This window comes from Agromyces sp. H17E-10 (assembly GCF_022919715.1).
Taxonomy (GTDB): Bacteria; Actinomycetota; Actinomycetes; order Actinomycetales; family Microbacteriaceae; genus Agromyces.
On record NZ_CP095042.1, the window covers coordinates 2,046,981 to 2,071,024 of the forward strand.

General features: G+C 69.9%; 24 protein-coding genes. 16 read left to right on the forward strand and 8 right to left on the reverse strand.

Annotated elements, in window-relative coordinates; translation table 11 throughout:
- Window positions 1-199: 199 nt before the first annotated feature.
- From MUN74_RS09190 to MUN74_RS09200, 3 genes are all read left to right on the forward strand, one after another.
- Entirely contained in the window at window positions 200-1,531 is a 1,332-nt protein-coding gene (locus MUN74_RS09190; RefSeq protein WP_244856169.1) for a quaternary amine ABC transporter ATP-binding protein, read from the forward strand.
- Complete coding sequence (locus MUN74_RS09195) at window positions 1,528-2,490, forward strand: ABC transporter permease (RefSeq protein ID WP_244856170.1); 963 nt, start codon at window positions 1,528-1,530, stop codon at window positions 2,488-2,490. Before MUN74_RS09190 ends, MUN74_RS09195 begins: the two co-directional genes overlap by 4 nt.
- Window positions 2,491-2,633: 143 nt before the next feature.
- Complete coding sequence (locus MUN74_RS09200; RefSeq protein ID WP_244856171.1) at window positions 2,634-3,527, forward strand: glycine betaine ABC transporter substrate-binding protein; 894 nt, start codon at window positions 2,634-2,636, stop codon at window positions 3,525-3,527.
- A 57-nt stretch (window positions 3,528-3,584) separates the two neighbouring features.
- On the opposite strand, the gene MUN74_RS09205 is transcribed toward MUN74_RS09200, so the two are convergent.
- From MUN74_RS09205 to MUN74_RS09235, 7 genes are all read right to left on the reverse strand, one after another.
- The gene (locus MUN74_RS09205) at window positions 3,585-4,289 is read right to left on the reverse strand and encodes a hypothetical protein (protein WP_244856172.1); all 705 of its coding nucleotides are present in this window, start codon (window positions 4,287-4,289) and stop codon (window positions 3,585-3,587) included.
- A gap of 98 nt (window positions 4,290-4,387) precedes the next feature.
- Window positions 4,388-4,675 (reverse strand): WXG100 family type VII secretion target, encoded by a 288-nt coding sequence (locus MUN74_RS09210; protein ID WP_244856035.1) that lies wholly within the window; start codon window positions 4,673-4,675, stop codon window positions 4,388-4,390.
- A gap of 162 nt (window positions 4,676-4,837) precedes the next feature.
- Window positions 4,838-5,728, reverse strand: coding sequence for a hypothetical protein (locus MUN74_RS09215; RefSeq protein ID WP_244856173.1), 891 nt, complete (start codon window positions 5,726-5,728; stop codon window positions 4,838-4,840).
- Window positions 5,725-6,333, reverse strand: a complete 609-nt coding sequence (locus MUN74_RS09220) for a hypothetical protein (RefSeq protein ID WP_244856174.1) — start codon at window positions 6,331-6,333, stop codon at window positions 5,725-5,727. Before MUN74_RS09220 ends, MUN74_RS09215 begins: the two co-directional genes overlap by 4 nt.
- A complete protein-coding gene (locus MUN74_RS09225) occupies window positions 6,330-6,941 on the reverse strand; it encodes a hypothetical protein (RefSeq protein WP_244856175.1) in 612 nt (203 codons plus the stop codon). Before MUN74_RS09225 ends, MUN74_RS09220 begins: the two co-directional genes overlap by 4 nt.
- A gap of 50 nt (window positions 6,942-6,991) precedes the next feature.
- Window positions 6,992-8,392 (reverse strand): hypothetical protein, encoded by a 1,401-nt coding sequence (locus MUN74_RS09230; protein WP_244856176.1) that lies wholly within the window; start codon window positions 8,390-8,392, stop codon window positions 6,992-6,994.
- The gene (locus MUN74_RS09235; RefSeq protein ID WP_244856177.1) at window positions 8,389-8,697 is read right to left on the reverse strand and encodes a hypothetical protein; all 309 of its coding nucleotides are present in this window, start codon (window positions 8,695-8,697) and stop codon (window positions 8,389-8,391) included. Before MUN74_RS09235 ends, MUN74_RS09230 begins: the two co-directional genes overlap by 4 nt.
- Window positions 8,698-9,051: 354 nt before the next feature.
- Between MUN74_RS09235 and gad the strand changes: the two genes are divergently transcribed.
- The 10 genes from gad to MUN74_RS09285 all read left to right on the forward strand — a co-directional run bounded on the left by gad (window position 9,052) and on the right by MUN74_RS09285 (window position 18,843).
- Entirely contained in the window at window positions 9,052-10,425 is a 1,374-nt protein-coding gene (gad, locus tag MUN74_RS09240) for a glutamate decarboxylase (RefSeq protein ID WP_244856178.1), read from the forward strand.
- A gap of 12 nt (window positions 10,426-10,437) precedes the next feature.
- Window positions 10,438-11,979: a glutamate/gamma-aminobutyrate antiporter GadC gene (gadC, locus tag MUN74_RS09245; RefSeq protein ID WP_244856179.1), complete on the forward strand. Its 1,542-nt coding sequence runs from the start codon at window positions 10,438-10,440 to the stop codon at window positions 11,977-11,979.
- Window positions 11,980-12,095: 116 nt separating this feature from the next.
- On the forward strand, window positions 12,096-12,893 hold the full coding sequence (locus tag MUN74_RS09250) for a trimeric intracellular cation channel family protein (protein WP_244856180.1): 798 nt from the start codon (window positions 12,096-12,098) through the stop codon (window positions 12,891-12,893).
- Window positions 12,894-12,918: 25 nt separating this feature from the next.
- Window positions 12,919-13,623, forward strand: coding sequence for a hypothetical protein (locus MUN74_RS09255; RefSeq protein ID WP_244856181.1), 705 nt, complete (start codon window positions 12,919-12,921; stop codon window positions 13,621-13,623).
- A 243-nt stretch (window positions 13,624-13,866) separates the two neighbouring features.
- Entirely contained in the window at window positions 13,867-14,103 is a 237-nt protein-coding gene (gene rpmB, locus MUN74_RS09260) for a 50S ribosomal protein L28 (protein WP_244856182.1), read from the forward strand.
- The gene (gene rpmG, locus MUN74_RS09265; RefSeq protein WP_021760158.1) at window positions 14,103-14,270 is read left to right on the forward strand and encodes a 50S ribosomal protein L33; all 168 of its coding nucleotides are present in this window, start codon (window positions 14,103-14,105) and stop codon (window positions 14,268-14,270) included. The genes rpmB and rpmG overlap by 1 nt, the downstream gene beginning before the upstream one ends.
- Before the next feature lie 3 nt (window positions 14,271-14,273).
- Window positions 14,274-14,579, forward strand: coding sequence for a 30S ribosomal protein S14 (rpsN, locus tag MUN74_RS09270; protein ID WP_244856183.1), 306 nt, complete (start codon window positions 14,274-14,276; stop codon window positions 14,577-14,579).
- A 228-nt stretch (window positions 14,580-14,807) separates the two neighbouring features.
- Window positions 14,808-16,193: a PxKF domain-containing protein gene (locus MUN74_RS09275; protein WP_244856184.1), complete on the forward strand. Its 1,386-nt coding sequence runs from the start codon at window positions 14,808-14,810 to the stop codon at window positions 16,191-16,193.
- Between the two features lie 196 nt (window positions 16,194-16,389).
- Window positions 16,390-16,677, forward strand: coding sequence for an HU family DNA-binding protein (locus tag MUN74_RS09280; RefSeq protein ID WP_231429330.1), 288 nt, complete (start codon window positions 16,390-16,392; stop codon window positions 16,675-16,677).
- A 186-nt stretch (window positions 16,678-16,863) separates the two neighbouring features.
- The gene (locus tag MUN74_RS09285; RefSeq protein WP_244856185.1) at window positions 16,864-18,843 is read left to right on the forward strand and encodes a bifunctional copper resistance protein CopD/cytochrome c oxidase assembly protein; all 1,980 of its coding nucleotides are present in this window, start codon (window positions 16,864-16,866) and stop codon (window positions 18,841-18,843) included.
- A gap of 137 nt (window positions 18,844-18,980) precedes the next feature.
- On the opposite strand, the gene MUN74_RS09290 is transcribed toward MUN74_RS09285, so the two are convergent.
- Window positions 18,981-20,027 (reverse strand): hypothetical protein, encoded by a 1,047-nt coding sequence (locus tag MUN74_RS09290; protein ID WP_244856186.1) that lies wholly within the window; start codon window positions 20,025-20,027, stop codon window positions 18,981-18,983.
- 182 nt (window positions 20,028-20,209) lie between these two features.
- On the opposite strand from MUN74_RS09290, the gene MUN74_RS09295 reads away from it, so the two are divergent.
- The 3 genes from MUN74_RS09295 to MUN74_RS09305 all read left to right on the forward strand — a co-directional run bounded on the left by MUN74_RS09295 (window position 20,210) and on the right by MUN74_RS09305 (window position 24,010).
- A complete protein-coding gene (locus MUN74_RS09295) occupies window positions 20,210-21,517 on the forward strand; it encodes an ATP-dependent DNA helicase (RefSeq protein ID WP_244856187.1) in 1,308 nt (435 codons plus the stop codon).
- A 162-nt stretch (window positions 21,518-21,679) separates the two neighbouring features.
- Window positions 21,680-22,981 carry a serine hydrolase domain-containing protein gene (locus MUN74_RS09300; protein ID WP_244856188.1) on the forward strand — a complete coding sequence of 434 codons (1,302 nt, stop codon included), beginning with the start codon at window positions 21,680-21,682 and terminating at the stop codon, window positions 22,979-22,981.
- 186 nt (window positions 22,982-23,167) lie between these two features.
- Window positions 23,168-24,010, forward strand: coding sequence for a class II glutamine amidotransferase (locus tag MUN74_RS09305; protein ID WP_244856189.1), 843 nt, complete (start codon window positions 23,168-23,170; stop codon window positions 24,008-24,010).
- Window positions 24,011-24,044: the final 34 nt, after the last annotated feature.

Below are 24,044 nucleotides of genomic sequence, written 5' to 3' on the forward strand. Positions count from 1 at the left end.
GCGCGGTGAGGCATCCGGCCCCGATGGCCGGTTGCTGAGAAGCCCTGATTCGCCCGACGAACGCACTACGCGCCGGGCTTGAGCACGGGGCATCCGACTCACCGTCAACCCGGCCGCAACCCAGGAGTTCGGCGCGCCCGGACTCGACCGCGAAACGCCCTGCGTGAGCGGTATTCGGCGCGCCCTCGGGGAGCCCTACATGTCCGATACGACCGCACTCGAAGTGCGCCACCTCACCAAGTTCTTCGGCCGCAAGCCACGCGAGGCCCTCCAGCGGCTGCGCGACGGCGCCGGTCGCGACGAGCTCACGTCGCTCGGCACCGCGGCGGTCATCGACGCCGACTTCGAGGTGCGCCGCGGCGAGATCTTCGTCGTCATGGGCCTCTCGGGGTCGGGCAAGTCGACGCTCATCCGCATGCTCAACGGGCTCGTCGAGCCGACCGACGGGTCGGTCACGGTGATGGGGGAGCAGATCACCGGGGTCGCGCCGAAGCGCCTTCGTGCGGTCCGCCGACGTCGGGTCTCGATGGTGTTCCAGCACTTCGCCCTGCTGCCGCACCGCACCGTGCTCGAGAACGCCGCCTACGGGCTCGAGATCCAGGGCGTCCCGGCATCCGAGCGTCGTGCCCGCGCCGAGCGGATCCTCGAGCGCGTCGGCCTCGGCGGCTGGGGCGGCAAGCTGCCGTCCGAGCTCTCCGGGGGCATGCAGCAGCGGGTGGGACTCGCCCGTGCGCTGGCCGCCGACACAGACATCCTGCTCATGGACGAGGCGTTCTCGGCGCTCGACCCGCTCATCCGCCGCGACATGCAGGAGCAGCTCGTCGAGCTGCAGCAGGAGCTCGGCAAGACGATCGTCTTCATCACCCACGACCTCAACGAGGCGATGTTCCTCGGCGATCGCATCGCGATGATGCGCGACGGTCGCATCGTGCAGATCGGCACGGCCGAGGAGATCCTCACCGACCCGGCCGACGACTACGTCGCCCAGTTCGTGCAGGACGTCGACCGGGCCCGCGTGCTCACGGCCGGCAACGTCATGGAGGCGCCGCGCGCCGTCGCGACCGCGTCCGCCGGACCGCGGGCCGCCCTGCGGACCATGCGCGACCTGCAGACCTCGATGGTCTTCGTCGTCGGCAACGGCCGGCGCCTGCTCGGCGTCGCGCACGATCGCGACGTGCTGCGGCTCGTGCAGCGCGGCGAACGCGACCTGAGCATCGCGATCAGCGACGACCACCCCGTCGTGGGCGTCGACGAGCACCTCGCCGAACTGCTGGGCAGTGCGGTCGAGAGCCAGTTGCCGCTCGCCGTCGTCGACGGCGAAGGCCGCCTCCTCGGCGCCGTGCCGCGTGTGACCCTGCTCGCTGCGCTCGGCAACGTCAGCACCGACACGGCCGAGCAGGCCATCATCGAGACTCCGGTGACGATCCCGATCGACGTGATCACCGAGACCCTGCACCGCACCGCGCACTCCGAGGCGACGGTGGCCGACGCCGTGCCCGCCGTGGCCGCGGGGGAGAGGAGCCCGGCATGAACGAGTTCCGTCTTCCGCTCGGCCAGTGGGCCGCCGCGTTCATCGACTTCGTGACCGAGGTGTTCGGCGGCTTCTTCACGTTCGTCCGCGACGTCTTCGCGGGCTTCTACGACCTCGTCGAACTCGTCCTCCAGGCACCGCCGTTCTGGGTCGTGATCCTCGCGATCGCCGCCCTGGCCTGGTTCGCCCGCGGCTGGAAGCTCGCCGTCGGCTCGGCGATCGGCCTCCTCGTGATCGTCGGCGTCGACCAGTGGGACAACGCCATGGCGACGCTTGCGCTCGTGCTCGTCGCGAGCGCGATCGCGGTCGTCGTGGCGGTGCCGGTCGGTGTGCTCGCCGCGCGCTCCGACGGCGCGTCGCGGGTCATCCGCCCGATCCTCGACTTCATGCAGACGATGCCCGCGATGGTCTACCTGATCCCGGCGCTCATCCTGTTCCGCGTCGGCGTCGTGCCGGGCATCGTGGCGACGATCATCTTCGCCATGGCCCCTGGCGTGCGGCTCACCGAGCTCGGCATCCGCGGCGTCGACCGCGAGGTCGTCGAGGCGGGGCAGGCGTTCGGCTCGTCGCCGTGGCGCATCCTCCGCCAGATCCAGCTGCCGCTCGCGATGCCGAGCATCATGGCCGGCGTCAACCAGGTCATCATGCTCTCGCTCTCGATGGTCGTCATCGCGGGCATGGTCGGCGCGGGCGGCCTCGGCGGCGACGTCGTGCAGTCGCTCACGCGCATCGACGTGGGCCTCGGCTTCGAGGCGGGCGTCTCGGTCGTCATCCTCGCGATCATCCTCGACCGCATCACGGGCGCGCTCGGCGCACCCAGGGCCCGGCGGCGCCGGCGACCGGTGGCGGATGCCTCGGCGCCGACGTCCAGCGCGGCCGCCGACGCCGGCGTCGGCGACGAGCGCGACGAGCCCGTCCCGGTCGGCGCCCGCCCCGAGGCATCCGCGACGACGGTCTGACGCCGCCCCCTGCGGGGCCTCGATCCGCGTCCTCCGTCGTCGGGCGCCCCTCGACCACCCGTGCCCTCGTCGGGCGCCCTCGACCGACGCACACGACCTCACCCCAACGCCCGTGACCCTGCGCACGGGAGGAAAGGAGTCACATGAAGAAGCGCATGCTCACCGGAGCACTCGCACTGGGCGCCGTCTCGGCGCTCGCCCTCACCGGCTGCGCCACCGGTGCCGAGGCCGAGACCCTCGACAACGGCGACCGCAAGGACGTCACGATCGCCGTGTTCAACGGCTGGGACGAGGGCATCGCCGCGAGCGAGCTCTGGAAGGCCGTGCTCACCGAGCAGGGTTACGACGTCACCCTCGAGTACGCCGACCCGGCGCCCGTCTACTCGGGTCTCACGACCGACGACTACGACGTCACCCTCGACACGTGGCTGCCGATCACCCACGCCGACTACATCGAGCAGTACGGCGACGACCTCGTCGACCTCGGCTCGTGGAACGACGACGCCAAGCTCACGATCGCGGTCAACGAGGACGCCCCCGTCGACTCGCTCGACGAGCTCGCCGCGAAGGCCGACCTGTTCGGCAACCGCCTCGTCGGCATCGAGCCCGGATCGGGGCTCAACCGCGTGACCGAGGACGAGGTGATCCCGACGTACGGCCTCGAGAAGATGGAGTACCTCACGAGCTCGACGCCCGCGATGCTCGCCGAGCTCACCGCCGCCACGAAGGCGGGGGAGAACATCGCCGTCACGCTGTGGCGCCCGCACTGGGCGTACGACGCGTTCCCGATCAAGGACCTCGACGACCCCGAGGGCGCACTGGGCGACGCCGAGGGCATCCACGCGTTCGGCGGCAAGAGCTTCGAGGCGTCGTTCCCGACGCTGAGCGGCTGGCTCGAGGACTTCGAGATGGACAGCGAACTGCTCTTCTCGCTCGAGAACGCGATGTTCAACGAGTCCGACTCCGACGACTACGGGCCCGTGGTCGAGCAGTGGATCGCCGACAACCGCGACTACGTCGACGGGCTCACCGACTAGCTTCGCCCACCGACGCGGTCGTGCAGACGGCGTGTGACGGATGCCCCGTGGCCTCCGTCACACGCCCGTCTGCGTCGACCCTGCGCCACGCTCGGCGGCGGCGGCAGCGGCAGCGGCCGTGGTCGCGGCCTCACGGGCGTCGACCTCGGCGAGTCGCTCGTGGAGCGTCGCACGCACCCTGCGGCTCGTCCTCGCCTTGCGCAACAGGTCGATCCGCTCGGCTTCGAACGCACCGAACTCTCGCTGCGGGACCGTCGTCGTGCGCAGCGTGACTCGTCTGGCGATCAGCGCGAAGCCCGCGATGAGCGCGAGGATCGACCCGATCCAGTGCCACCCCCACGGCTGGTCGCCGTTCTGGAATGGACTCGGCTCGGCGTACACCCCCGCGAAACCCAGCGGCATCACGGTGAAGATCGTGAAGAAGAAGGTCATCTCGTTCGTCAGGAGCGGGCCGTGGCGCTCGTCGACCGAGCGCCAGACGAGCACGGTCGACAGGAGCGGGACGCAGGAGACCGCGATGACGAGCCACGAGGCGACCGGGATCATCGGGAACGGCTGGTCGGACTGCCATGCCGACGTGCCCTTCGCGGGGTTCGGCAGGCCCGAGACGAGCATGTTGAGGATCGTGGTGGCGATGAGCGCGCCGTACACCATGATCGCGAGCGTGACCGGAACCAGGGCGCGGGTGACCCGGCCCTCACGGCGCTGATCCGCCTTGTCGCCGACGTCGTAGTCGAAGGGCGAGCCCGAGCGGCGCTTCATCGGGGCACGCTCCCAGCTGGATGGTCGGTCGGGAACGCCGCGCGGCCGCGGCGCCGACCCTGGTGGGTGCGGCGGCGCGGCCGCGCGGCGCGGTGGGACTAGTTGCCGGCGAGGGCCTGGTCGGTGTCCTTGATCGCCTGCATCATCTTGCGCAGCGAGTCGCCCATGTCGCTGATGCCCTCGATCGCCTTCTCGAGACCGGTGGTCAGCTCGGTGTACCCCTCGCCGAACTTGCCCGACGCGTGCTGCGTCTTGAAGTCGTCACCGAGGAGACGGTCCACGTCGTCCTTCAGGCGACGCAGCACGTCGCCGATCTCCTCACGACCCGTGTCGAGACGGCCCGCCATCGACTCCATCTCACCGTACGACGCCTTGAAATCAGCCATCATCAACCTCTTCACTCGGAAAGTCCGTCCCCCGGAACCGGGTGACGTCCACGAGACTAACCGCACCCGAACCCCGGGTGGAATGGGGAGCGCTCCCCATCCGGCGGGCCCTGCCCGGCGCGACACATCCCTCGTCGAGCGAGCGTCGTGCCCGGGGAGCGATCACCGCCAGTCGGAACGCGAGCGGACGCGGCGTTCGGCCAAGTCGAACTGCGCCGCGTCGAGGACACCGCCGCCGCGGAGCAGGTCGAGCGCCTCCAGCTCCGCGGCGAGCAGCGCCGCCAGCTCTTGCGGGGTGCTCGTGCGGAAGACGTACCGGCGCCACTCGTCGAGTCGGCGCCGCATACCCGCGACGAACTCGGACGATGCCGCGATCTCGGCGGGCACCGCATCAGTCTGCTGCACGCGTCGCCCGCCTGCCCAGTCGGGGCGCTCGCGGTCGTGGCGGAAGGCGACCACGGCGAGGACGATGCAGCCGATCGTGGCGGCCACCTGCAGCAGCAGCCCCACCGACGCGGCCGGCGTCGCCGACACGTCGCCGAATTCGCCGAGCACCATGACGATCGCGATCGCCCAGACGATCGGGAAGAAGACGTACATGCGGGCGCCGAAGTTTCCGCCGTGGTACAGGGGGTTCTGGGTGCGCTTGGGCTCGAGCACCCAGAAGAGGACGGTCGCCGCCGCCATGCCGAGGCCGGAGGGAAGCGCCCCCGACACCGGGTCGAGCGCGGCATTGCCGGTGCGGCCGATCATGATGAGCGCGGGTGCCGCGATGCCGACGACCGCGGCGATCACGCTGAGCCACACGTGGGCACGCGACACCGTCGGAGCGGGTTCCGCATCGGCGGCCGGTGCGAGGAGATCGAGTTCGGCCCGCTCGGCCGTGCGCACGACCGTCGGGTACGCCGCAGCCGCGTCGGCGTGCGTCGCCAGCAGGGCGATCTGCGGCACCGCGTCGAGCGCCGTCGGCGCGTCGACGGGCTGCGGGAGGGCGCCGATCGCTGCGGCCACGGCCGCCCGTTGCCCGGGGGTGAGGACCTGCGCGTCGCTCACGCTCGCGCTCCGCCGGCGAGGGCGGCGAGCGCGGCCTGATCCATGCCGGCGACGAGGCGGTCGCCGTCGGCGAGACGCTGGGTGAGCCAGCGCGGGTCGTCATCGACCGAGATGCCGTAGACCACCCACCCGCCCGTGATCGCGAGCCACTCGGCCTTCGCGAGGATGCCGGAGTGCCCCTCGCCGAGCTGACGTTCTCCGAGGGGGACGAGCGAGAGGCGCCGGGCGAAGTCGTCGAACACCTCGCCCTCCAGCTCGTCGACGACGGGATCGATGAGCGTGCGGTCGAGGCCGGGGAGCAGCTCGCGCGCGGTCGTGCCGTCGGGGTCGCGTCGCTGCACGTACAGGTCGAGCCAGCCGCGGGGGTCGGAGTCGACCGGGAAGTACCAGAATCGCGCGCCGACGTGCTCGGTCGGGAACGTGGCGACCGCGACCGCCTGGTCGCGGATCGCGGCGATGAGATCGTCGGCGGTGCCCCGGTCGCGCGTCACCTCGTCGGCCACCCACGACGCCCACGACTCGGCGTCGGGCCACTGCTCGTCGGTCCAGTCCACCGGCACGCGGATCCAGCGGTCGGGATCGAAGACGATCGGGAACACGTTCATGCTTCGGGCACCCATCTGAACGTCGACATGATGGCCTCGCCGATGAAGATCAGGCCCTTCGCCATCTCCTGCGAGTTCTCGTCGGCGACGGAGAGGACCGAGTACTGGAAGAGCAGGGCGCGACGTCCGTCGCCGTCGGGCACCGGCACCACGTACGTGAGTTCATCGGTCATGACCGACGCCGACTCGTCGCGGTAGTCCGAGTGCCGCCGGATGAGATGCATCTCGACCTCGGCCGGCGGCACCTCGACGACGGAGTTCTTGGCGAGGCGCGCGAGCGCGGCCTCCCAGGTCACCCCGGTGGGGATGACGAGCGGCGAGACGGCGAGCAACGCCGGCATCGGGGCGCCGGGCTCGCGCTCGGGAGCCACGTACACCTCGAAGACGCCGCGATCGCGCAGCGACGCACGGAGCCGGCTCAGCATGGTCTTGAAGCCCAGCACGAGGTCGGGTCGGCCGGCGCGCTTCATCTGCTCGAGCGCGTTCGCGGTCGTCGCATCGTCGACGAGCGCGGCGGGCGGGACTTTCGCCCAGCCCGGCGGACACAACAGCGTGTACGACGTCTTCGGGATCGTCTGGCCGCTCAGTTCCTCACGTAGTGAGGCCACGTGGTCTCCTCATCGCTCTCGATCGCGCCGGCTCGACCGGCGCGAATCGGCTAGTTGCCCTTGATCCAGTCGATCGTGCCGCCGATGAAGTCGGGCATGTCGGGCAACGGGATGCCGACGCCCTGCAACGACTGATAGCCGCCGAAACCAGTGTTCCAGAGATTCAGGCCCTGGCCCGCCAGGCCCGGCATGCCGCTCACCTTGGAGACCCAGCTCGCCACGTTGCCGCCGGCCGGCATCGCACCCGCGCCGGGCCAGGCCGACGCGAGGCGCTGGCTCAGCGTGTAGGCCTGACCGTCGAGGATCGAGCCGCCGCTGCGCAACGCGTTCCAGGCGTTGGCGGCCCAACTGCCGCGGTTCGCGGCGAGGAAGGCGTCAGCGAGACCCGGGGCCGCCAGTTCGCGGGCGGCACGGTTGCCCGCACCGCGACCGGCGCCCACGACGGTGCGAAGGTCGCGCAGCAGGGCGTTGCGGCCCACGCCGAGGAAGCCCTTGGCCGCGTTCGTGAACCCGAACGCGCCCTTGAAGGCCTGCCCGGTGCCCCGGAGCAGCCCGAGCGAGCGCACGCCGGGGCCGACCGCCTTCGCGAAGGCGCCCATGAACGGCAGCACCCCGAGCACGTCGAACGCGATGTCCGTCCACGACACCCGTTTCGAACCGCACGCCATCATGATCACGTGCGCGACGAGCGCGACGATGCCGGCGACCGCGGCGATCGCGAGCCAGATCGGGCCGCCGATCACGAGCGCGGCCACGACGGCGAGGGTCGCGACGATCGTCGCGACCGTCGCGAGACCGTCGAGCAGGTCCTCCCACCAGGTGTCGTCGATCCCGGAGGCGTCGATGGCCTTCTCGATGCCGGTGATCGCATCCTCGTAGGCCTTGTCCCACGTCGAGTAGCCGCTGTCGAACGCGACCCAGAGGTCCTCGAGCTTCTTGCCGGCGGCCTTCTCGTCGTCGGACGCCTCTTTGAGTGCCGACTTCGCCGCGGACTTCTCGGCGTCGGTCGCCTCCGTCTCCCACACCCAGGTCGTGTTGTTGTCGTCGACCTTGTCCTGCGCGTCGTCCTTCGCGTCGACGGCGGCCTCGTGGGCCTTGTGGGCCGCGATGATGTCGTCGACGAGCGGGTCGACGGTCGTGTTGCGTGCGGTGCGGAGCGCGGCGGCGTAGGTCACCAGCACCGGGCCAGTCTTCTCGTACCGCTCACCGACCTTGCGCAGGTCGCCGTGCAGTTCACGAGCCGACTCGCGGACCTTGTCGATGCTCTCGGCCTTGTACTTCTCGTTCGCACCGAGCTTCTGCAGCTCGTCGGCGGTCGAGGTCAGGCTGGCGCCGATCTTCGAGTAGTGCTTGCCGGCCCTCTCGATCTCGCCCGGGTCGCCGTCGAGCTCCTGGACGGCAACGCCCTTCGGGGAGCGCAGGCCTGCGTTGTAGCCGTAGCCGTACGTCATCGGGGTGCCTCCTCGCTGGGCTTCGCCAGCTCCTCGTCGCGCTGCTTGAAGCCGTCGACGATCGACTTCAGGTGATCGTGGATGTTCGTCAGGCCGTCGAGGATGACCTCGCGGTTGCCGTCCCAGCCGGACTCGAAGGATCCGACCTTGTTGTACAGGCGCTGATCGCCGTGCGGTCGCCCGACGGCCTCCTGGACGTCATCGGTCTTGTCGCCGAGCTCCTCGAACTCCTTGACGAAGACCCCCAGGTCGCCGACCATCGCCGTCAGGTCATCGAAGTCCAGGTCGATGTCCGGTCCCGCCATCGCTCATCCTCCATCGTCGGCTGCTGGATCGGGGGAGGGAGTCGCCCCGGATCATGCACGGCATCGTCATCCCGCGATCGGGTGACTTCCATGAGACTAACCGCACCTCGAACCCCCGCGAATGGGGAGGACTCCCCATTCGGTGCGTCGGGCCACGTGCCGCCGACGGGGGACGGGCGCGCCCCTGATCTCCCGCGCCGGCCGAGGAGCATTCATGCGATCTGGGTGATACCGGGGCGCGGCCGCCGGGTCTAGCATCGCGAACGGATGCGGCGTTCGGGGGAACGGCTCCTCCCGCCCGCGCACTGCGGTGTCCCCACGGCATCGCGCCCGGCAACGCACGGAGGGATGACGATGACCGAGCAGCTCGACAACGAATACACGCCGAGGTTCGCGCGACCGGGGGAGGCGACGGTCAACACGGGGCACCGCATCCCCGAGAACGAGTCGTTGCCCCAGACGGCGTACCAGATCATCCGCGACGAGGTCATGCTCGACGGCAACGCCAGGCTCAACCTCGCGACCTTCGTCACCACGTGGATGGACGACGAGGCCAAGGCCCTTTACACCGAGGCCTTCGACAAGAACATGATCGACAAGGACGAGTACCCGCAGACCGCGGCGATCGAGGAGAAGTGCTGGCGCATGCTCGCCGACCTCTGGCACTCGCCCGATCCCGACGGCACCATCGGCACGTCGACCATCGGCTCGTCCGAAGCGGCGATGCTCGGCGGCCTCGCGATGAAGCGCCGCTGGCAGCAGGCCCGCCGCGCGGCCGGCAAGGACGCCTCGAAGCCGAACTTCGTGATGTCGAGCGCCGTGCAGGTGTGCTGGGAGAAGTTCTGCAACTACTTCGACGTGGAGCCGCGCTACGTGCCGGTGAGCGACGAGTACCCCATGCTCGACGGCGCGCAGCTCGAGGAGTACGTCGACGAGAACACGATCGGCGTCGTGGTGATCATGGGCGTCACCTACACGGGTGCGTACGAGCCCGTGAAGCAGATCTCGGACGCGCTCGACGCCCTGCAGGCCAAGACCGGGCTCGACATCCCGATCCACGTCGACGGCGCATCGGGTGCGATGATCGCCCCGTTCATCCAGCCCGACCTCGAGTGGGACTTCCGGCTGCCGCGCGTGCACTCGATCAACACGTCGGGTCACAAGTACGGCCTCGTCTACCCGGGCCTCGGCTGGGTGGTCTGGCGCACGGCCGACGTGCTGCCCGACGACCTGATCTTCCGGGTGAGCTACCTCGGCGGCTCGATGCCGACGCTCGCGCTCAACTTCTCCAGGCCCGGGGCGCAGGTACTGCTGCAGTACTTCCTCTTCCTGCGGCTCGGCGTCAAGGGCTACGCCGCCGTGCAGCAGGCCTCGCAGGACGTCGCCGTGTACCTCTCCAAGGGCATCGCCGAGATCGGCGCCTTCGACCTGATCAGCGACGGCACCGACATCCCCGTCTTCGCCTGGCGGCTGAAGCCCGGTCACACCGACAACTGGAACCTGTACCACCTGCAGGACCGGTTGCGCCAGAAGGGCTGGCTCGTGCCCGCCTACCCCCTGCCCGACAACATGAGCGACCGCACCGTGCAGCGCATCGTCGTGCGCAACGGGCTCAGCATGGACCTCGCGGCGGACCTCCTCCGCGACATCCAGGCCGAGACCGCCTACCTCGACCAGCTCGAGTCGCCCATGCCCATCGAGGGCAACCGTCCCGCGTTCCACCACTAGGAGGCGAGTGCAATGACGAAGCAGGCGACCGAGTCGCCACGGCTCGGAAAGAACCACCCTCTGGCGCCGAAGACGGCGCACACCGCGTATCTCGGCGCGGGCCAGCTCGCCCTGCTCACCGTCGTGGTCGTCGCGAGCCTGCGCTCGCTGCCGGCGATGGCGGTCTACGGGCTCGGCAGCGTGACGCTCTACATCATCCCGGCCATCTTCTTCCTGATCCCGACCGCGCTCGTCGCGGCCGAGCTCGCGACGGGGTGGAAGGGCGGCGTCTACGTCTGGGTGCGCGAGGCCTTCGGCAACCGCTGGGGCTTCACCGCCGTCTGGCTCCAGTGGATCCAGAACGTCGTCTGGTACCCGACGCAGATCGCCTTCATCGCTGCGGCGATCGCGTTCGTGTTCATGGACCCGTCGCTCGCGAACTCCGGCCTCTACACGGCGATCATCATCCTCGTGCTCTATTGGGGATCGACGCTCATCGCCCTGCGCGGCGGCAACCTGTTCGCCAAGCTCGGGTCGTGGGGCGGCATCCTCGGAACGCTCTTCCCGGCGGCGCTGCTCATCGTGTTCGGCTTCATCTGGCTGGGCACGGGGGAGCCGAGCGAGGTACCGCTCGGGGCGGCGAACATGATCCCGCCGTTCACCGGCATCGCGTCGATCGTGCTGATCGTCTCCAACATCCTCGCGTACGCGGGCATGGAGGTGAACGCGGTGCACGTCAACCAGATGAAGAACCCGGGCAAGGGGTATCCGAAGTCGATCCTGCTCGCGTCGGTGCTGATCCTCGCGGTCTTCATCCTGCCGACCATCGCCATCGCGATCGCCGTGCCCAACAAGGACCTGGGCCTCACGAACGGCATCATGCTCGCCTTCCAGCAGTACTTCGACACCTTCGGCATGTCGTGGGCCACGCCGCTCATCTCGGCACTCATCGCGGCGGGTGCGCTCGCCTCGGTGCTCACCTGGATCGCCGGTCCGTCGAAGGGCCTGCTCGCGGCGGCCGAGTCGGGCCTGCTGCCGCGCGGGCTGCAGAAGCGCAACAAGGAGGGCGTGCAGTCGGGCATCCTCATGCTGCAGGGCACGATCGTCACGCTGCTGGCGGCGATGTTCATCTTCATCCCGAACGTGAACTCGGCGTTCATCGCCCTCGTCGACATGGCGGCCGCGCTCTACCTCATCATGTACATGATGATGTTCGCCGCGGCCATCCGGCTGCGCCGCAAGGAGCCGAACGTCAAGCGCACCTACCGGGTGCCGGCCATGGGCTTCATCGCGGGCGTCGGCTTCCTCGGATGCCTCGCCGCGTTCTGCCTCGCGTTCATCCCGCCCGACGGCTTCGACTCGATGTCGGCCGGCATGTACGCGCTCGTGGTGCTCTGCGTCATCCTGCTGCTGGGCGTGCCGCCGCTGCTCTTCTACGCGTTCCGGCGCCCCACCTGGGACCTGCGCAGCGACGCCGAGAAGGCGATGCGCGGCACCCATGAGGAGGACGAGGCGGCGCCGGCCACCGCGACCGCGCCGCAGGCACCGCCGGGCGAGTCCGCCACGACGGGCTGACCGCACGTCGCGAACGACCCACGGGCGTCGCCCGTGGGTCGTTCGCACCCCGGGGCGCGCGAACCACTCGCGTGCACCGCACGACCACCTCGCACCAGCGATGACGGAAGGTTCCCATGTTCGACCTGAGCGCCACCCCGATCACCTTCGGCGACTTCGTCTGGACCGGCGATTTCACGACGATCGACCTGATCGCCGCCACGACCAACGCGCTCAACGGCGCGCTGCTCGCCCGCCGGCCCGACCACTACCGCAACTACACGATCGTGGGCATCCTGCTCATGGCCCTCGTCGGCGGCATCGGGGGCGGCGTCGCCCGCGACGTGCTGCTCGGCGACGTGCCCTCGGCGCTCACCAACCCGGCGTACATCCTGCTGTGCCTCGCGGCCGGCCTCCTCGGCTACGCGCTCGCGTTCAAGGGCGGACAGCTGTTCCGCGAGGGACTGTTCCAGTTCATGACCTCGTTCTCGCTGCCCTGGTACGCCATCGTCGGCGCGCAGAAGGCGGTGGAGGCGGGACTGCCCGTGCTCGGCGCGCTCGCGCTCGCCGTGGTCGGGCCGACCGCCGGCCGCTACTTCATCGACGTGACGAGCGGGGTGCCGCCGAAGCAGTTCATCCGCGGCGAGTGGTTCGTCGGCATCGCCGCGCTCACCGGGCTCGTCTGGATCATCTGCGACGCCTTCGGGCTCAACACGTGGCTCGCGACCGGCATCGCGTTCCTCATCGGGTTCACTCTGCGCGTGCTCGCGCTCTACCTCGGCTGGGAGGAGCCGCTCGCGAAGGAGCCGAAGGGCGTCTACCAGCACAACGACGGCCGGCCGCTGCTCGGCCGCAAGCTCGCCGGCAAGTCGCAGCGCGAGATGCGCGACCTCGGACTCGTGGTGGAGACGACCGCTCCCGGCGATGCGAAGTAGCCCGGCGATCGCCTCGGCGGGGCGCATGGGCGAAGATGAAGGCATGCGACGCGACGCCCACGCGCCCTCCACCGGCGGCCCGACCCCCCGAGGCGATCGACGCCTGCGCCGTGAGGCGTGGGGCTTCGCGCTCGGTTCGATCTGCTTCTTCGTCGGCCCCCTCCCGGCGTACGCGGCGTGGGCGGGCGATGTCGGCGTCGCCGTCACCTTCTTCATCGGCTCGCTCCTGTTCACGACGGCCGGGTTCATCCAGTTGAGCCTCAGCGGTCGCCGCCCGCCACGCACGGGCATGAACGCGGCCGACCGCGCCGACTGGTTCGCCGCCGCGATCCAGTTCGTCGGAACGCTCTTCTTCAACGTGAGCACGGGGCAGGCGCTGGTCGCGGCGGTGCAGTCGCCCGATGCGGTCGGCGTCGGATGGCGGCCCGACGCGTTCGGGTCGATCGCGTTCCTCGTGTCGAGCGGCCTCGCGGTCGTCGCGACGCGCGACCGCGGCCAGCTGTGGGACCGCGATGCGCGCACCTGGCACGGCACGGGCCTCAACCTGCTCGGGTCGATCGCGTTCGGCGTCTCGGCCGTCGCCGCCTACGTGGTGCCTTCGACGGGCGACCTCGTCAGCCTGTTCTGGACGAACCTCGGCACGGTGATCGGCGCCCTCTGCTTCTTCGTCGCCGCCGTGCTGTCGCGGCGCACCGTGCTGCGCGAGGAGCGCGAGCGCGCGGCATCCTGATCGACGGCCCGGATGCCGCGGCGCGGCGTCGCACCCGGCGTGAGGCCGAGGCATCCACCACCCGGATTTCGGCTGCGACCGGCCGGTCTGGTAAGCTGGCTCGTTGGCTGGGTACTTCCACTGCCCAGGCCGCGACAATCCCACCTCGATCACCGCGAGAAATCGCGGGCTTCGGCGTGTGATCGTCAGCAGACAAGAGACCTTGGGAGGGGCATCCGCCCCTCGGTATTGGAGGAAAGACCAATGGCAGCAGTGTGCCAGGTGACCGGAGCCGTTCCCGGCTTCGGACACAACATCTCGCACTCGCACCGCCGGACGAAGCGTCGCTTCGACCCGAACGTGCAGAAGAAGACGTACTTCGTTCCGTCGCTCCGTCGCAACATCACGATCAACGTGTCCGCCAAGGGCATCAAGGTCATCGACGCCCGTGGCATCGAGGCCGTCGTTCGTGACATGCAGGCTCGTGGGGTGAAGCTCTAATGGCGAAGCAGCAGGACATCCGTCCCATCATCAAGCTCCGTTCGACGGCCGGCACCGGGTACACCTACGTGACCCGCAAGAACCGTCGCAACAACCCCGACCGCCTCGTGCTCAAGAAGTACGACCCCGTGGTGCGCAAGCACGTCGACTTCCGAGAGGAGCGCTAAGACATGGCGAAGAAGAGCAAGATCGCGCGCAACGAGCAGCGCAAGGTGATCGTCGACCGCTACGCGGCGAAGCGCCTCGAGCTGAAGAAGGCGCTCATCGACCCGAACGGCACCGACGAGAGCCGCGAGGCCGCCCGCGTCGGCCTGCAGAAGCTCCCCCGCAACGCGTCGCCCGTGCGCGTGCGTTCGCGTGACGCCATCGACGGTCGCCCCCGCGGCAACCTCTCGAAGTTCGGCATCTCGCGTGTCCGCTTCCGCGACATGGCGCACCGTGGCGAGCTGCCCGGCATCACGAAGTCGAGCTGGTAGGCAGTAGCTTCAGGGTTCACGAAGAGGGGCGCTCCGGAATTCTCCGGGGCGCCCCTCTTTCGTGTTTCATTCAGGGCGGTCGGGGTACACGGATGCCGCGGAACGGGGGATTCCCCGTGCGGGTGCCACCACCTCGGGGGTCTGATGCTCCGACAGCGCCGACGCCTAGCGTTGACGGACCGCCTGCGCATGCGTGCGCATGCATTCGCCGACTCGGAGGGCAGCTCGATGAAACGCTGGAACGGCTGGAGCAGATCGATCGTCGGGGCGGCCGCGGCTGCCGTGCTGGTGCTCGGAGGGGGAGCCATCGCGAACGCGGACGACCTCGAGACCACCGTCACCGTCGACGACCTCGTCGTCTCGACCCCGGTCATCGATCTCGGATCGCTGGGCTGCGGAACGAGCAAGGACGTCGTCGTCAAGCTCAACCTCGATCGAGGCGGCAACGGCGACGCGACGATCTTCCAGAGTGCGTCGGACATCGCCTTCTCGCGCAGCTCGCAGACCAACGTCTCGGCGACGCAGCCGAGCCCCGCGACGATCAAGCTCCCCACGAACTGGGCGACGCTCGACCAGAACTCGACCGTCGACAGTGCGCAGACCACGTCGACGATCACGGTGGCCGCCGGATCGACGAACGGCGCGTTCACCGGCGTCGCGAACTACGAGGCCAGTGGCAAGGTCCTCAACGGGGACACCAAGTTCCGGACTGCGGGCGTCTCGGTGAAGTGGACCGTCGCGGACTGCGGCGTGGTGCTCGATCCGGTCGACGAGACGGCGCCGGTCGTCGTGCTCACCTGCCCGACCGACCCGATCCCCCAGGGCGAGGTCGCCGAGGCGACGTGGGCCGCGACCGACGAGGCCGGCGGCTCGGGCCTCGCGACCGCGCCGAGCGGATCGATCCCGCTCGATACCTCGGTACTCGGCGAGCACACGGCGACGGTTCCGGCCGGCACGGCCGTCGACGTCGCGGGCAACGAGTCCGCAGAGGCATCCTGCACCTACACGGTCGTCGACGTCACGCCGCCCGTGGTGACGCTCGTCTGCCCGGCGGGCCCGGTGCTGCTCGGCTCCGTCGCCGTGGCGACGTGGACCGCGACCGACGAGGACGGCGGCTCCGGCGTGGCCGATGGCTACGCGAGCGGCTCGATCGCCCTCGACACGTCGAGTGTCGGCGCGAAGACCGGGACGGCACCGGTCGGGACCGCGGTCGACAACGCCGGGAACGAGTCGCTCGAAGTGACTTGCGACTACTCGGTGATCTACGACTTCGCCGGCTTCTTCCGCCCCGTCGACATGGGCGACGTGGTGAACACCGTGAAGGCGGGCAGCGCCGTGCCGATGAAGTTCAGCCTGGGCGGCGACCAGGGCCTCGACATCATCGCGGCGGGCTACCCGAAGCTGGTGTTCACGACCTGCGCGACCGGCGCCGAGACCGATGCGATCGAGACGACCGTGACGGCGGGCGGCAGCAGCCTGACGTACGACCCCGTCGCGGGCCAGTACGTCTACGTCTGGAAGACCGACAAGAGCTGGGCGGGCAAGTGCGGCACGTTCGCGATGCAGCTCGACGACGGCACGACGCACACGGCGAAGTTCAAGTTCATGAAGTGATGGAAATGACGCCCGAGGGCCGCGGCGCGTGACACGCCGGGCCGGATGGCTCCGAAAACCCCGGAAATCCGCGTGTTTCCGGGGTTTTCTGTTACATTCGAGGCGGCCGGTTGGCCACGGGGGCGATTGAACGATCGTTCTCGAGTATTTCAACTCAATGCTGTTGCATACAGCGAACGTCCGAGGAGGACATTCAATGGCTGACAAGTCGCTGAACAAGACCGAGCTCGTCGCGAAGATCGCTGCGTCGACCGGCCAGAGCCAGGCCACCGTCGACGCCGTGCTCGGCGGTCTGTTCGACGCGCTCGCCGACTCCGTGGGCTCAGGCACCAAGGTCTCCATCCCCGGCTGGCTCGCCGTCGAGCGCACGCACCGCGCCGCTCGCACCGGCCGCAACCCGCAGACGGGCGCGACCATCGAGATCCCCGCCGGCTACTCGGTCAAGGTCTCGGCCGGTTCGAAGCTCAAGGCTGCTGCCAAGTAACCAGCTGCTTCACAAGGGGCGCACGGCGAGAGCCGTGCGCCCCTTCGTCGTCCGGTGGCGGATGCCTCGGGGCCGGCGTCTCCGTCGAGCGCGCAGTCGTCGCCCGTCGGGGGCGGGGAGTGCGCGCTCGTGGCGACGAGCGGCTCACCCACGGGGCATCCAGTCATCGCCGTCTAGGCTGGTTCGGTGCCCCGCTCCGTCCGCGTGCTCGGCCCTGCCGTGCTCATCGCCGTCGCCCTCGCCGCGACGTTCATCGCCCTCGCGTACGGCGGTGGCGCCGACGAACAGCTGATCCAGGACCCGGGGCCGATCGCCCGGTACGGGGTGCCGGTCGCGAAGCTCTTCGTGAACCTCGGGGCGGCCGGCATGATCGGCGCCCTCGTGCTCGCGGTGTGGGCGCTGAGCCCGAAGCGGCGCGAGTTCGACGTCGCGCTCGACGTCGCCGCCGCGTCGGCGGCGGTCATGACGGTCGCGAGCGCCGCGACGGGCCTGTTCACCTTCGTGCTCGTCACCGCCGTGCCGTTCGAGGCGAGCGACGCGTTCGGGCAGAAGCTCGGCCAGTTCGTCACGACGATCGGGCTCGGGCAGTCGTGGCTGATCACGACGCTCGTCGCGGCGACCGTCACGGTGCTGTGCTTCGCGGTACGCAACCACACGGCGCTCGTCTTCGTAACGGTGCTCGCGGTCGCCTCCCTCGTGCCGATGGCGCAGCAGGGCCACGCGGCCGGCGCAGCCGGCCACTCCGCCGCCGTCACCGCCCTCGGCCTGCACCTGGCGTTCGTCGCCATGTGGCTGGGCGGCCTGCTGACGATCGTGCTGCTCAAGAAGGAACTCGGCCCGAAGCGCCTGCCGGTCGTGCTCGCCCGGTACTCGACGGTCGCGCTCATCTGCTTCATCGTCGTCGCGATCTCGGGCTACGCGAGCGCGGCGCTGCGCATCGGCACATGGGACCAGCTCACGACGCAGTACGGCTGGCTCGTCCTCGCGAAGGTCGCGGCGCTCGTCGCGCTCGGGTGCTTCGGTGCGATGTACCGGCGGTTCCTGATCGGCGGGATGTCACGGGGCGACGCAGCCCGATCGACGAGGAACTTCTGGTGGATCGTCGTCGCGGAGCTCGCGTTCATGGGCATCGCATCGGGCGTCGCCGCGGCGCTCGCCCGTACGGCGACGCCGGTGTCGGAGGAGCCGGGCGACCTCGCCCGCACGCCCGCCGAGATCCTCACGGGGTCGCCGCTGCCGCCGTGGCCCGAGACGTTCCGCTTCTTCACCGAGTGGAACCCCGACCTGATCTGGCTGCTCGCCTGCGGGTTCGGCATCTTCTTCTACCTCGCCGGCGTGCGGCGGCTGCGCAAGCGCGGCGACACGTGGCCCGTGTACCGCGCCGTGCTCTGGGTCGCGGGCCTGCTGCTGCTCGCGTACATCACCAACGGCGGCATCAACGTCTACGAGCAGTACCTGTTCTCGGCGCACATGCTCGGCCACATGGGCCTCACGATGGCGGTGCCCGTGCTGCTCGTGCCGGGCGCGCCGGTCACGCTCGCGGCCCGCGCCATCCGTCCCCGCAAGGACGGCTCCCGCGGCGGCCGCGAGTGGATCCTGCTCGCCGTGCACTCGAAGTTCGCGTCGATCATCGCGAACCCGATCGTCGCGGCCGTGCTCTTCGCCGGGTCGCTCTGGGTGTTCTACTACTCGCCGCTGTTCCGCTGGACGATGCTCGACCACATCGGGCACGAGTGGATGGTCGCGCACTTCCTCATCACGGGCTACCTGTTCGTGCAGTCGCTCATCGGCATCGACCCGGTGCCCTATCGCCTGCCCTACCCGTTCCGACTGGTGCTGCTGCTCGGCACGATGGCGTTCCACGCGTTCTTCGGCCTCGCGATCATGACCGGCACCGGCCTCATGCTCGCCGACTGGTACGGCGCGATGGGCTGGGGCACCAACGCGCTCGACGACCAGCAGCTCGGCGGCGGCATCGCCTGGTCGATCGGCGAGATCCCGACGGTGGCGCTCGCGATCACGGTCGCGTTCCAGTGGTCGCGCAGCGACGAGAAGGAGTCGAAGCGGCGCGACCGTCACGCCGACCGCACGGGCGACGCCGAGCTCGAGGCCTACAACGCGCGCCTCGCGGCGATCGCCGAGCGCGATCGCGATACCGCCGGTTGAGGAGGAGCGGAAGGGACGTCTCGAAACCCGCTGCGTGAGGGTCTCGATACGCGTGCTGGTTTTCGAGACGGCGCTGCGCGCCTCCTCAACCCACCGCCTTCGTCGCGCGCCACTCGACCACCGGAGTCGTCGGTCGACTACTTGAGCTGGATCGCGATCGAGCCGTCGGGACGGATGGTCGCCGCGAGCGCGAGGTTGAACGAGCGGTCCTCCTCGAGCGTGTAGTAGTGGCCGTCGAACAGGTCCTGCACCTCGACCGAGATGTGCGCGACGCCCTCGGTCGGCGGCATGTCGAACGAGTTCTCGCCGGCCGTGAGCGTGACCTGCGGCGTCGTCACGATCGTCCACTCGGGCTCGCTCGTGACCCGGTCGTCGATCTCGATGCCGAAGGGGCAGTCGGCCGGCTGGAGCACGTGCTGCGCGGCGCACGCCGCGAGGTACTCGTCGACCTTCGTCTGCACGCGCTCGACGAACGCCGCGGTCGGCTGGGCGTCGACCTCGACGCCCGCCTGCTCACCCGCGTCGATCGGCGCGACGACGGGCGCGGCCGCCAGCAGCGTCGACTCGTAGTGGAACTGGTACACGGCCGGCGCGACCGCAAGGTATGGCGTGACCTGCGTGAAGTTCGCGAGCTCCTCGGGCGGCTTGTTGGCGCGGGCGTCGAGGGTCAGCGTACCGACGGTGAAGAGCGGGTTGTGGGCCGCGGTGACATCGATGACGGCGAGCGGGCTGTCGGCGAACTCCCACCGGTTCAGCAGGCCGTACAACGGGTCGATGGGCCGCACCTCGAAGGCCGACTCGGCGATCTCGGTGCCGAGGCGGTAGCTCGCGGTGACCGAGTGCGTGCCGTCGGGGTTCGCGACGTCGCTCACGATCGACACGTCTTCGGGGCCCGCCTCGACCACGCCCGATCGCAGCATGGCGGTGGAGATGTCGTCGGGCAGCCCGAGCGCCTCGAGCTCCCCGGCGTCGAGTGCGACGCCCGGGGTCGCGGCGGCGGTGCCGATGTCGTCGTCGGCGATCGCCTCGAGGTAGCGCTCGACGAAGCTCGAGGCGCCGTACAGCGACTGGTTGAGCCCGCCCAGTGCGGCGAGGAACGCACCGACGACGAGCACGGCGAGCCCGCCCCATGCGACGACGGCACGCGGGGACACGCGCACCCGCTCGCCTCCCGCATTCCCCACGCGCCCAGTCTAAGGTTGCGCGCGCGATCAACCTGAGGATCTCCACAGGCCCGGGTTCCAGACGATCGCTGCGCTCCCTCCCCAACCCGCGGGATCTGCACAGACCCGGGTCCCGAGACCGCGGCCGTGCTCCCGCGGTTACAGTGGGAGCGGCATCCGCCCCGACCATCGAAAGACCGCCCGTGCAGAACGTGACCCTCTCCCGCGAACAGGCCGCGGTGTTCCAGGCGATCGAGGACACACGGGAGCACGTGTTCGTCACCGGCCGGGCGGGCACCGGCAAGTCGACCCTGCTGAACCACCTCAACTGGCACACGAAGAAGCAGATCGTGATCTGCGCGCCGACCGGGGTCGCCGCGCTCAACGTGGGCGGCCAGACGATCCACTCCCTGTTCCGGCTGCCGATCGGGGTCATCGCCGACCACGACATCGACCAGAACGACACCGTCCGCAAGATCCTCAATGCGATGGACACGCTCGTCGTCGACGAGGTGTCGATGGTCAACGCCGACCTCATGGACGCCATGGACCGGTCGCTCCGGCAGGCGCGGCAGCGGCCGCTCGAGCCGTTCGGCGGCGCCCAGGTGGTGCTCTTCGGCGACCCGTACCAGCTCGCGCCGGTCCCCGGCGATGCCGAGGAGCGCGCGTACTTCGCCGACACCTACGACTCGATGTGGTTCTTCGACGCGAAGGTGTGGCGTGAGGCCGACCTCAAGATCTTCGAGCTCGGCGAGATCCACCGGCAGCACGACGACCAGTTCAAGCAGCTCCTCAACGCCGTGCGCCACGGCCGGGTGACGGCTGAGATGGCCGGCGTGCTCAACGGCGTCGGCGCGCGTCGCCCGCTGCCCGAGCAGGGGGCGATCACGCTCGCGACGACGAACAGCACCGTGAACCGCATCAACGCGACCGCGCTGCACCGGCTGCCCGGCACGTCGAAGGCGAACGAGGCCGAGGTGAACGGCGACTTCGGCGGACGCGCCTTCCCGGCCGACGAACGGCTCGAGCTCAAGGTCGGTGCGCAGGTGATGTTCCTGCGCAACGACACGGCGATCGGCCCCGAGGGCCAGCGCTGGGTGAACGGCACGATCGGCACGATCACCTCGCTCAAGCGCGAGGTGCGCGTCGACATCGACGGCGACGAGCACGAGGTCGAGCCCGTCACGTGGGAGAAGTACCGCTACAGCTGGGACCCGGTGCGCAAGAAGCTCGAGAAGGAGATCGTCGCCGAGTTCACGCAGTTCCCGCTGCGGCTCGCGTGGGCGGTGACGATCCACAAGTCGCAGGGCGCGAGCTACGACACCGCGATCGTCGACCTCGGGCCGCGAGTGTTCAGCCCGGGGCAGACCTACGTCGCCCTCAGCAGGCTGACGGCGCTCGACGGGCTCTACCTGCAGCGTCCGCTGCGGCCGAGCGACATCATCGTCGACCGCAACGTGGAGCGGTTCATGGCGGGCGCGGCTCGCGAGATCGGCGCGGGCGCTCGCTGATTCGGCCGCCGGGAACCTTTCGGGCCCGTGCGGACATATCTGTAGGAGGGGCGAGTCGCCGCCGCGAGGTGACGGCGCACCGCTCGCACGGCGCTCGTCGAACCGGGTGTCGCCGCCTACGCGGGTTACAATTTCTGCGGACACACGGCTTGAGGGGGCACGGTGGCTGACCGTACTGGGGGCAGACGGCGAGCGGCGCGGGCCGTCACCGCGGCGATCGTCGCGCTCGCCGCGGGCATCGCCCTGTCAGGCTGCACCGGCGGCTCCGTCGATCCGTCGAGCCGGTTCGAACCGGTCGACGCCCACTACGACGACGCGCTCGTCGAGAAGCTGCAAGCGACGCTCGACCAGGCCGTCGCGCTCAGCGGATCGAGCGGCGGGGTCGCCGGCGTCTGGGCGCCCTGGGCCGGCTCGTGGACGGGCGCCTCGGGCTCCGTCGACTTCAAGGAGAAGTCCCGGCCCGTCACCGTCGACACCGGTTTCCGACTCGCGACGGTGACGAGCGAGATCACCTGCACGATGCTCATGCGCCTCGCCGAGACCGGGACGGTCTCGCTCGACGACCCGGTCGACGAGTACGTCGACCGGGTTCCCGGGCTCGACGGAATCACCCTCGAGCAGCTCTGCCGCAACACCTCCGGCCTCGGCGACTACTATCCCGGCCTCGAGGCCCAGTTCGTCCAGAACCCCGAACGCGTCTGGTCGCCGAACGAACTGCTCGCAAGCGGTCTCGCGGTGCAGCGCACCGGCACGCCGGGCGACGACTACGCCTACTCCCGCACGGGGGTGCTGCTGTTGTCGCGGGCGCTCGAGGAGGCGACGGGGCGCACCTGGTCGCAACTCGCCGACCAGTACGTGTTCGAGCCGCTCGGCCTCGACGACACCGAACTGCCCGCACCCGACGACGGCGGGCACGCCGGCCTGCTCGGCGGGTACGCCTCCGAGACGAACGGCGGCACGGCGGACTGCGACTCCATCCACGACGACTCGTCGCAGTCGAGCTCGATGGGTGCGGCCGCCGCCGGCGCCGTCTCGAGTCTCGACGACACCCGGCGCCTGAGCGAGGCCTTCGCGACCGGGGCGCTCCTCGGTGAGCACAGCGCGCGCGAGCAGTGGACGACGGAGCCGGTCGGCGGCGATGCGCCCGCATGGTACGAGTACGGGCTCGGCGGCTTCGAGTACGGTCCGCTCCGCGGCACCGCGGGCGAGTCGGCCGGCGCACTGACCGCGGCGTTCACCGACCCCGAGTCGGGGCTCACGGTCGTGATCGCCCTCAACAACTCCACCTCGGGCGAGGAGTTCGTTCGCGAGGCCGCGTTCGCACTCGCCTCGGCCGGCTCGAAGGCGCAGGCATCGGGCGATCGCAAGCAGCCGCTCGTCGTGCTGCCCTGGTCGTACGACCAGGCGGTCGAGAAGATGACGAAGAGCGCGGCGTGCCCGCGGGCGACGAAGGGCGACGCGTAGGGGAGGGTTTCGAGACGCTTGCTGCGCTCGCTCCTCAACCTGCGTCGGAGGCGCTCGCTGCGCTCGCTCCTCGACCCGCCTCGACTCGAAACGCCTGCTCTCGACCCCGCTTGCTCTCGACCGGTGCGCCACGGAGGCGTATCGTCGGCCCCGAGGCATCCGTAACCGTCATGGGAGGTGGGGCTCATGTGTCGTTGGCTGGCCTACTCGGGAGAGCCGATCCAGCCCGCGCGGCTGATCCTCGACACCCAGAACTCGCTCGTCGCGCAGTCGCTGAACTCGCCACTCGGCGCCGAGACCGTCAACGGCGACGGCTTCGGCGTCGGCTGGTATCCCGAAGGTGCGACGGTCGGCACCGAGCCGTGGCTCTTCCACAGCATCGAGCCGGCCTGGCACGACGAGAACCTGCGCGAGATCACCCGCGCGATCGAGAGCCCGCTGTTCTTCGCGCACGTGCGGGCGGCGGCGGGACCGCCCATCCAGCAGACCAACTGCCATCCGTTCCGGCACGAGAACTGGCTCTTCATGCACAACGGCGGGCTCGGCGGCTTCGCGGGCGTGCGCCGCGACCTCATGCTCGCGATCGACGAGTCGTTCTTCCCACTGATTCGCGGAACGACCGACACGGAGGTGCTGTTCTACCTCGCGCTCACGCTGGGCCTGCGCGACGATCCGGTCGCCGGCATGACGAAGGCGATCCGGAAGGTCGAGGAGGTCGGACACGCGCACGGTGTCGAGTTCCCGATGCAGGGCACCGTCGCCGTCGCGGACGGCGCGGCGGTATGGGCGTTCCGCTATTCGAGCGCTGGCCGCACGCGCACCCTGTTCCACTCGGTCGACATGGCTTCGCTGCAGCAGATGTACCCCGACGCCCCGCAGTTGCAGGGTTTCGGGAAGACGGCGCGGGTCATCGTCTCGGAGCCGCTGACGGACATGCCGGGCGTCTTCGTCGAAGTGCCCGAGGCGACCGTCGCGATCCTCGACGGTGGGACGTACCGCCACGAGCCGTTCCTCGAGGGACCAGAGTAGGCGCGGATGCGCCGACCCCGGTCCCTCGAGGAAC

Coding starts and splice junctions, on each gene's coding strand:
- MUN74_RS09190 (WP_244856169.1), top strand. CDS start 200: ATGTCCGATACGACCGCACTCGAAGTGCGCCACCTCACCAAGTTCTTC.
- MUN74_RS09195 (WP_244856170.1), top strand. CDS start 1,528: ATGAACGAGTTCCGTCTTCCGCTCGGCCAGTGGGCCGCCGCGTTCATC.
- MUN74_RS09200 (WP_244856171.1), top strand. CDS start 2,634: ATGAAGAAGCGCATGCTCACCGGAGCACTCGCACTGGGCGCCGTCTCG.
- MUN74_RS09205 (WP_244856172.1), bottom strand. CDS start 4,289: ATGAAGCGCCGCTCGGGCTCGCCCTTCGACTACGACGTCGGCGACAAG.
- MUN74_RS09210 (WP_244856035.1), bottom strand. CDS start 4,675: ATGGCTGATTTCAAGGCGTCGTACGGTGAGATGGAGTCGATGGCGGGC.
- MUN74_RS09220 (WP_244856174.1), bottom strand. CDS start 6,333: ATGAACGTGTTCCCGATCGTCTTCGATCCCGACCGCTGGATCCGCGTG.
- MUN74_RS09230 (WP_244856176.1), bottom strand. CDS start 8,392: ATGACGTACGGCTACGGCTACAACGCAGGCCTGCGCTCCCCGAAGGGC.
- MUN74_RS09235 (WP_244856177.1), bottom strand. CDS start 8,697: ATGGCGGGACCGGACATCGACCTGGACTTCGATGACCTGACGGCGATG.
- gad (WP_244856178.1), top strand. CDS start 9,052: ATGACCGAGCAGCTCGACAACGAATACACGCCGAGGTTCGCGCGACCG.
- gadC (WP_244856179.1), top strand. CDS start 10,438: ATGACGAAGCAGGCGACCGAGTCGCCACGGCTCGGAAAGAACCACCCT.
- MUN74_RS09250 (WP_244856180.1), top strand. CDS start 12,096: ATGTTCGACCTGAGCGCCACCCCGATCACCTTCGGCGACTTCGTCTGG.
- MUN74_RS09255 (WP_244856181.1), top strand. CDS start 12,919: ATGGGCGAAGATGAAGGCATGCGACGCGACGCCCACGCGCCCTCCACC.
- rpmB (WP_244856182.1), top strand. CDS start 13,867: ATGGCAGCAGTGTGCCAGGTGACCGGAGCCGTTCCCGGCTTCGGACAC.
- rpmG (WP_021760158.1), top strand. CDS start 14,103: ATGGCGAAGCAGCAGGACATCCGTCCCATCATCAAGCTCCGTTCGACG.
- rpsN (WP_244856183.1), top strand. CDS start 14,274: ATGGCGAAGAAGAGCAAGATCGCGCGCAACGAGCAGCGCAAGGTGATC.
- MUN74_RS09275 (WP_244856184.1), top strand. CDS start 14,808: ATGAAACGCTGGAACGGCTGGAGCAGATCGATCGTCGGGGCGGCCGCG.
- MUN74_RS09280 (WP_231429330.1), top strand. CDS start 16,390: ATGGCTGACAAGTCGCTGAACAAGACCGAGCTCGTCGCGAAGATCGCT.
- MUN74_RS09305 (WP_244856189.1), top strand. CDS start 23,168: ATGTGTCGTTGGCTGGCCTACTCGGGAGAGCCGATCCAGCCCGCGCGG.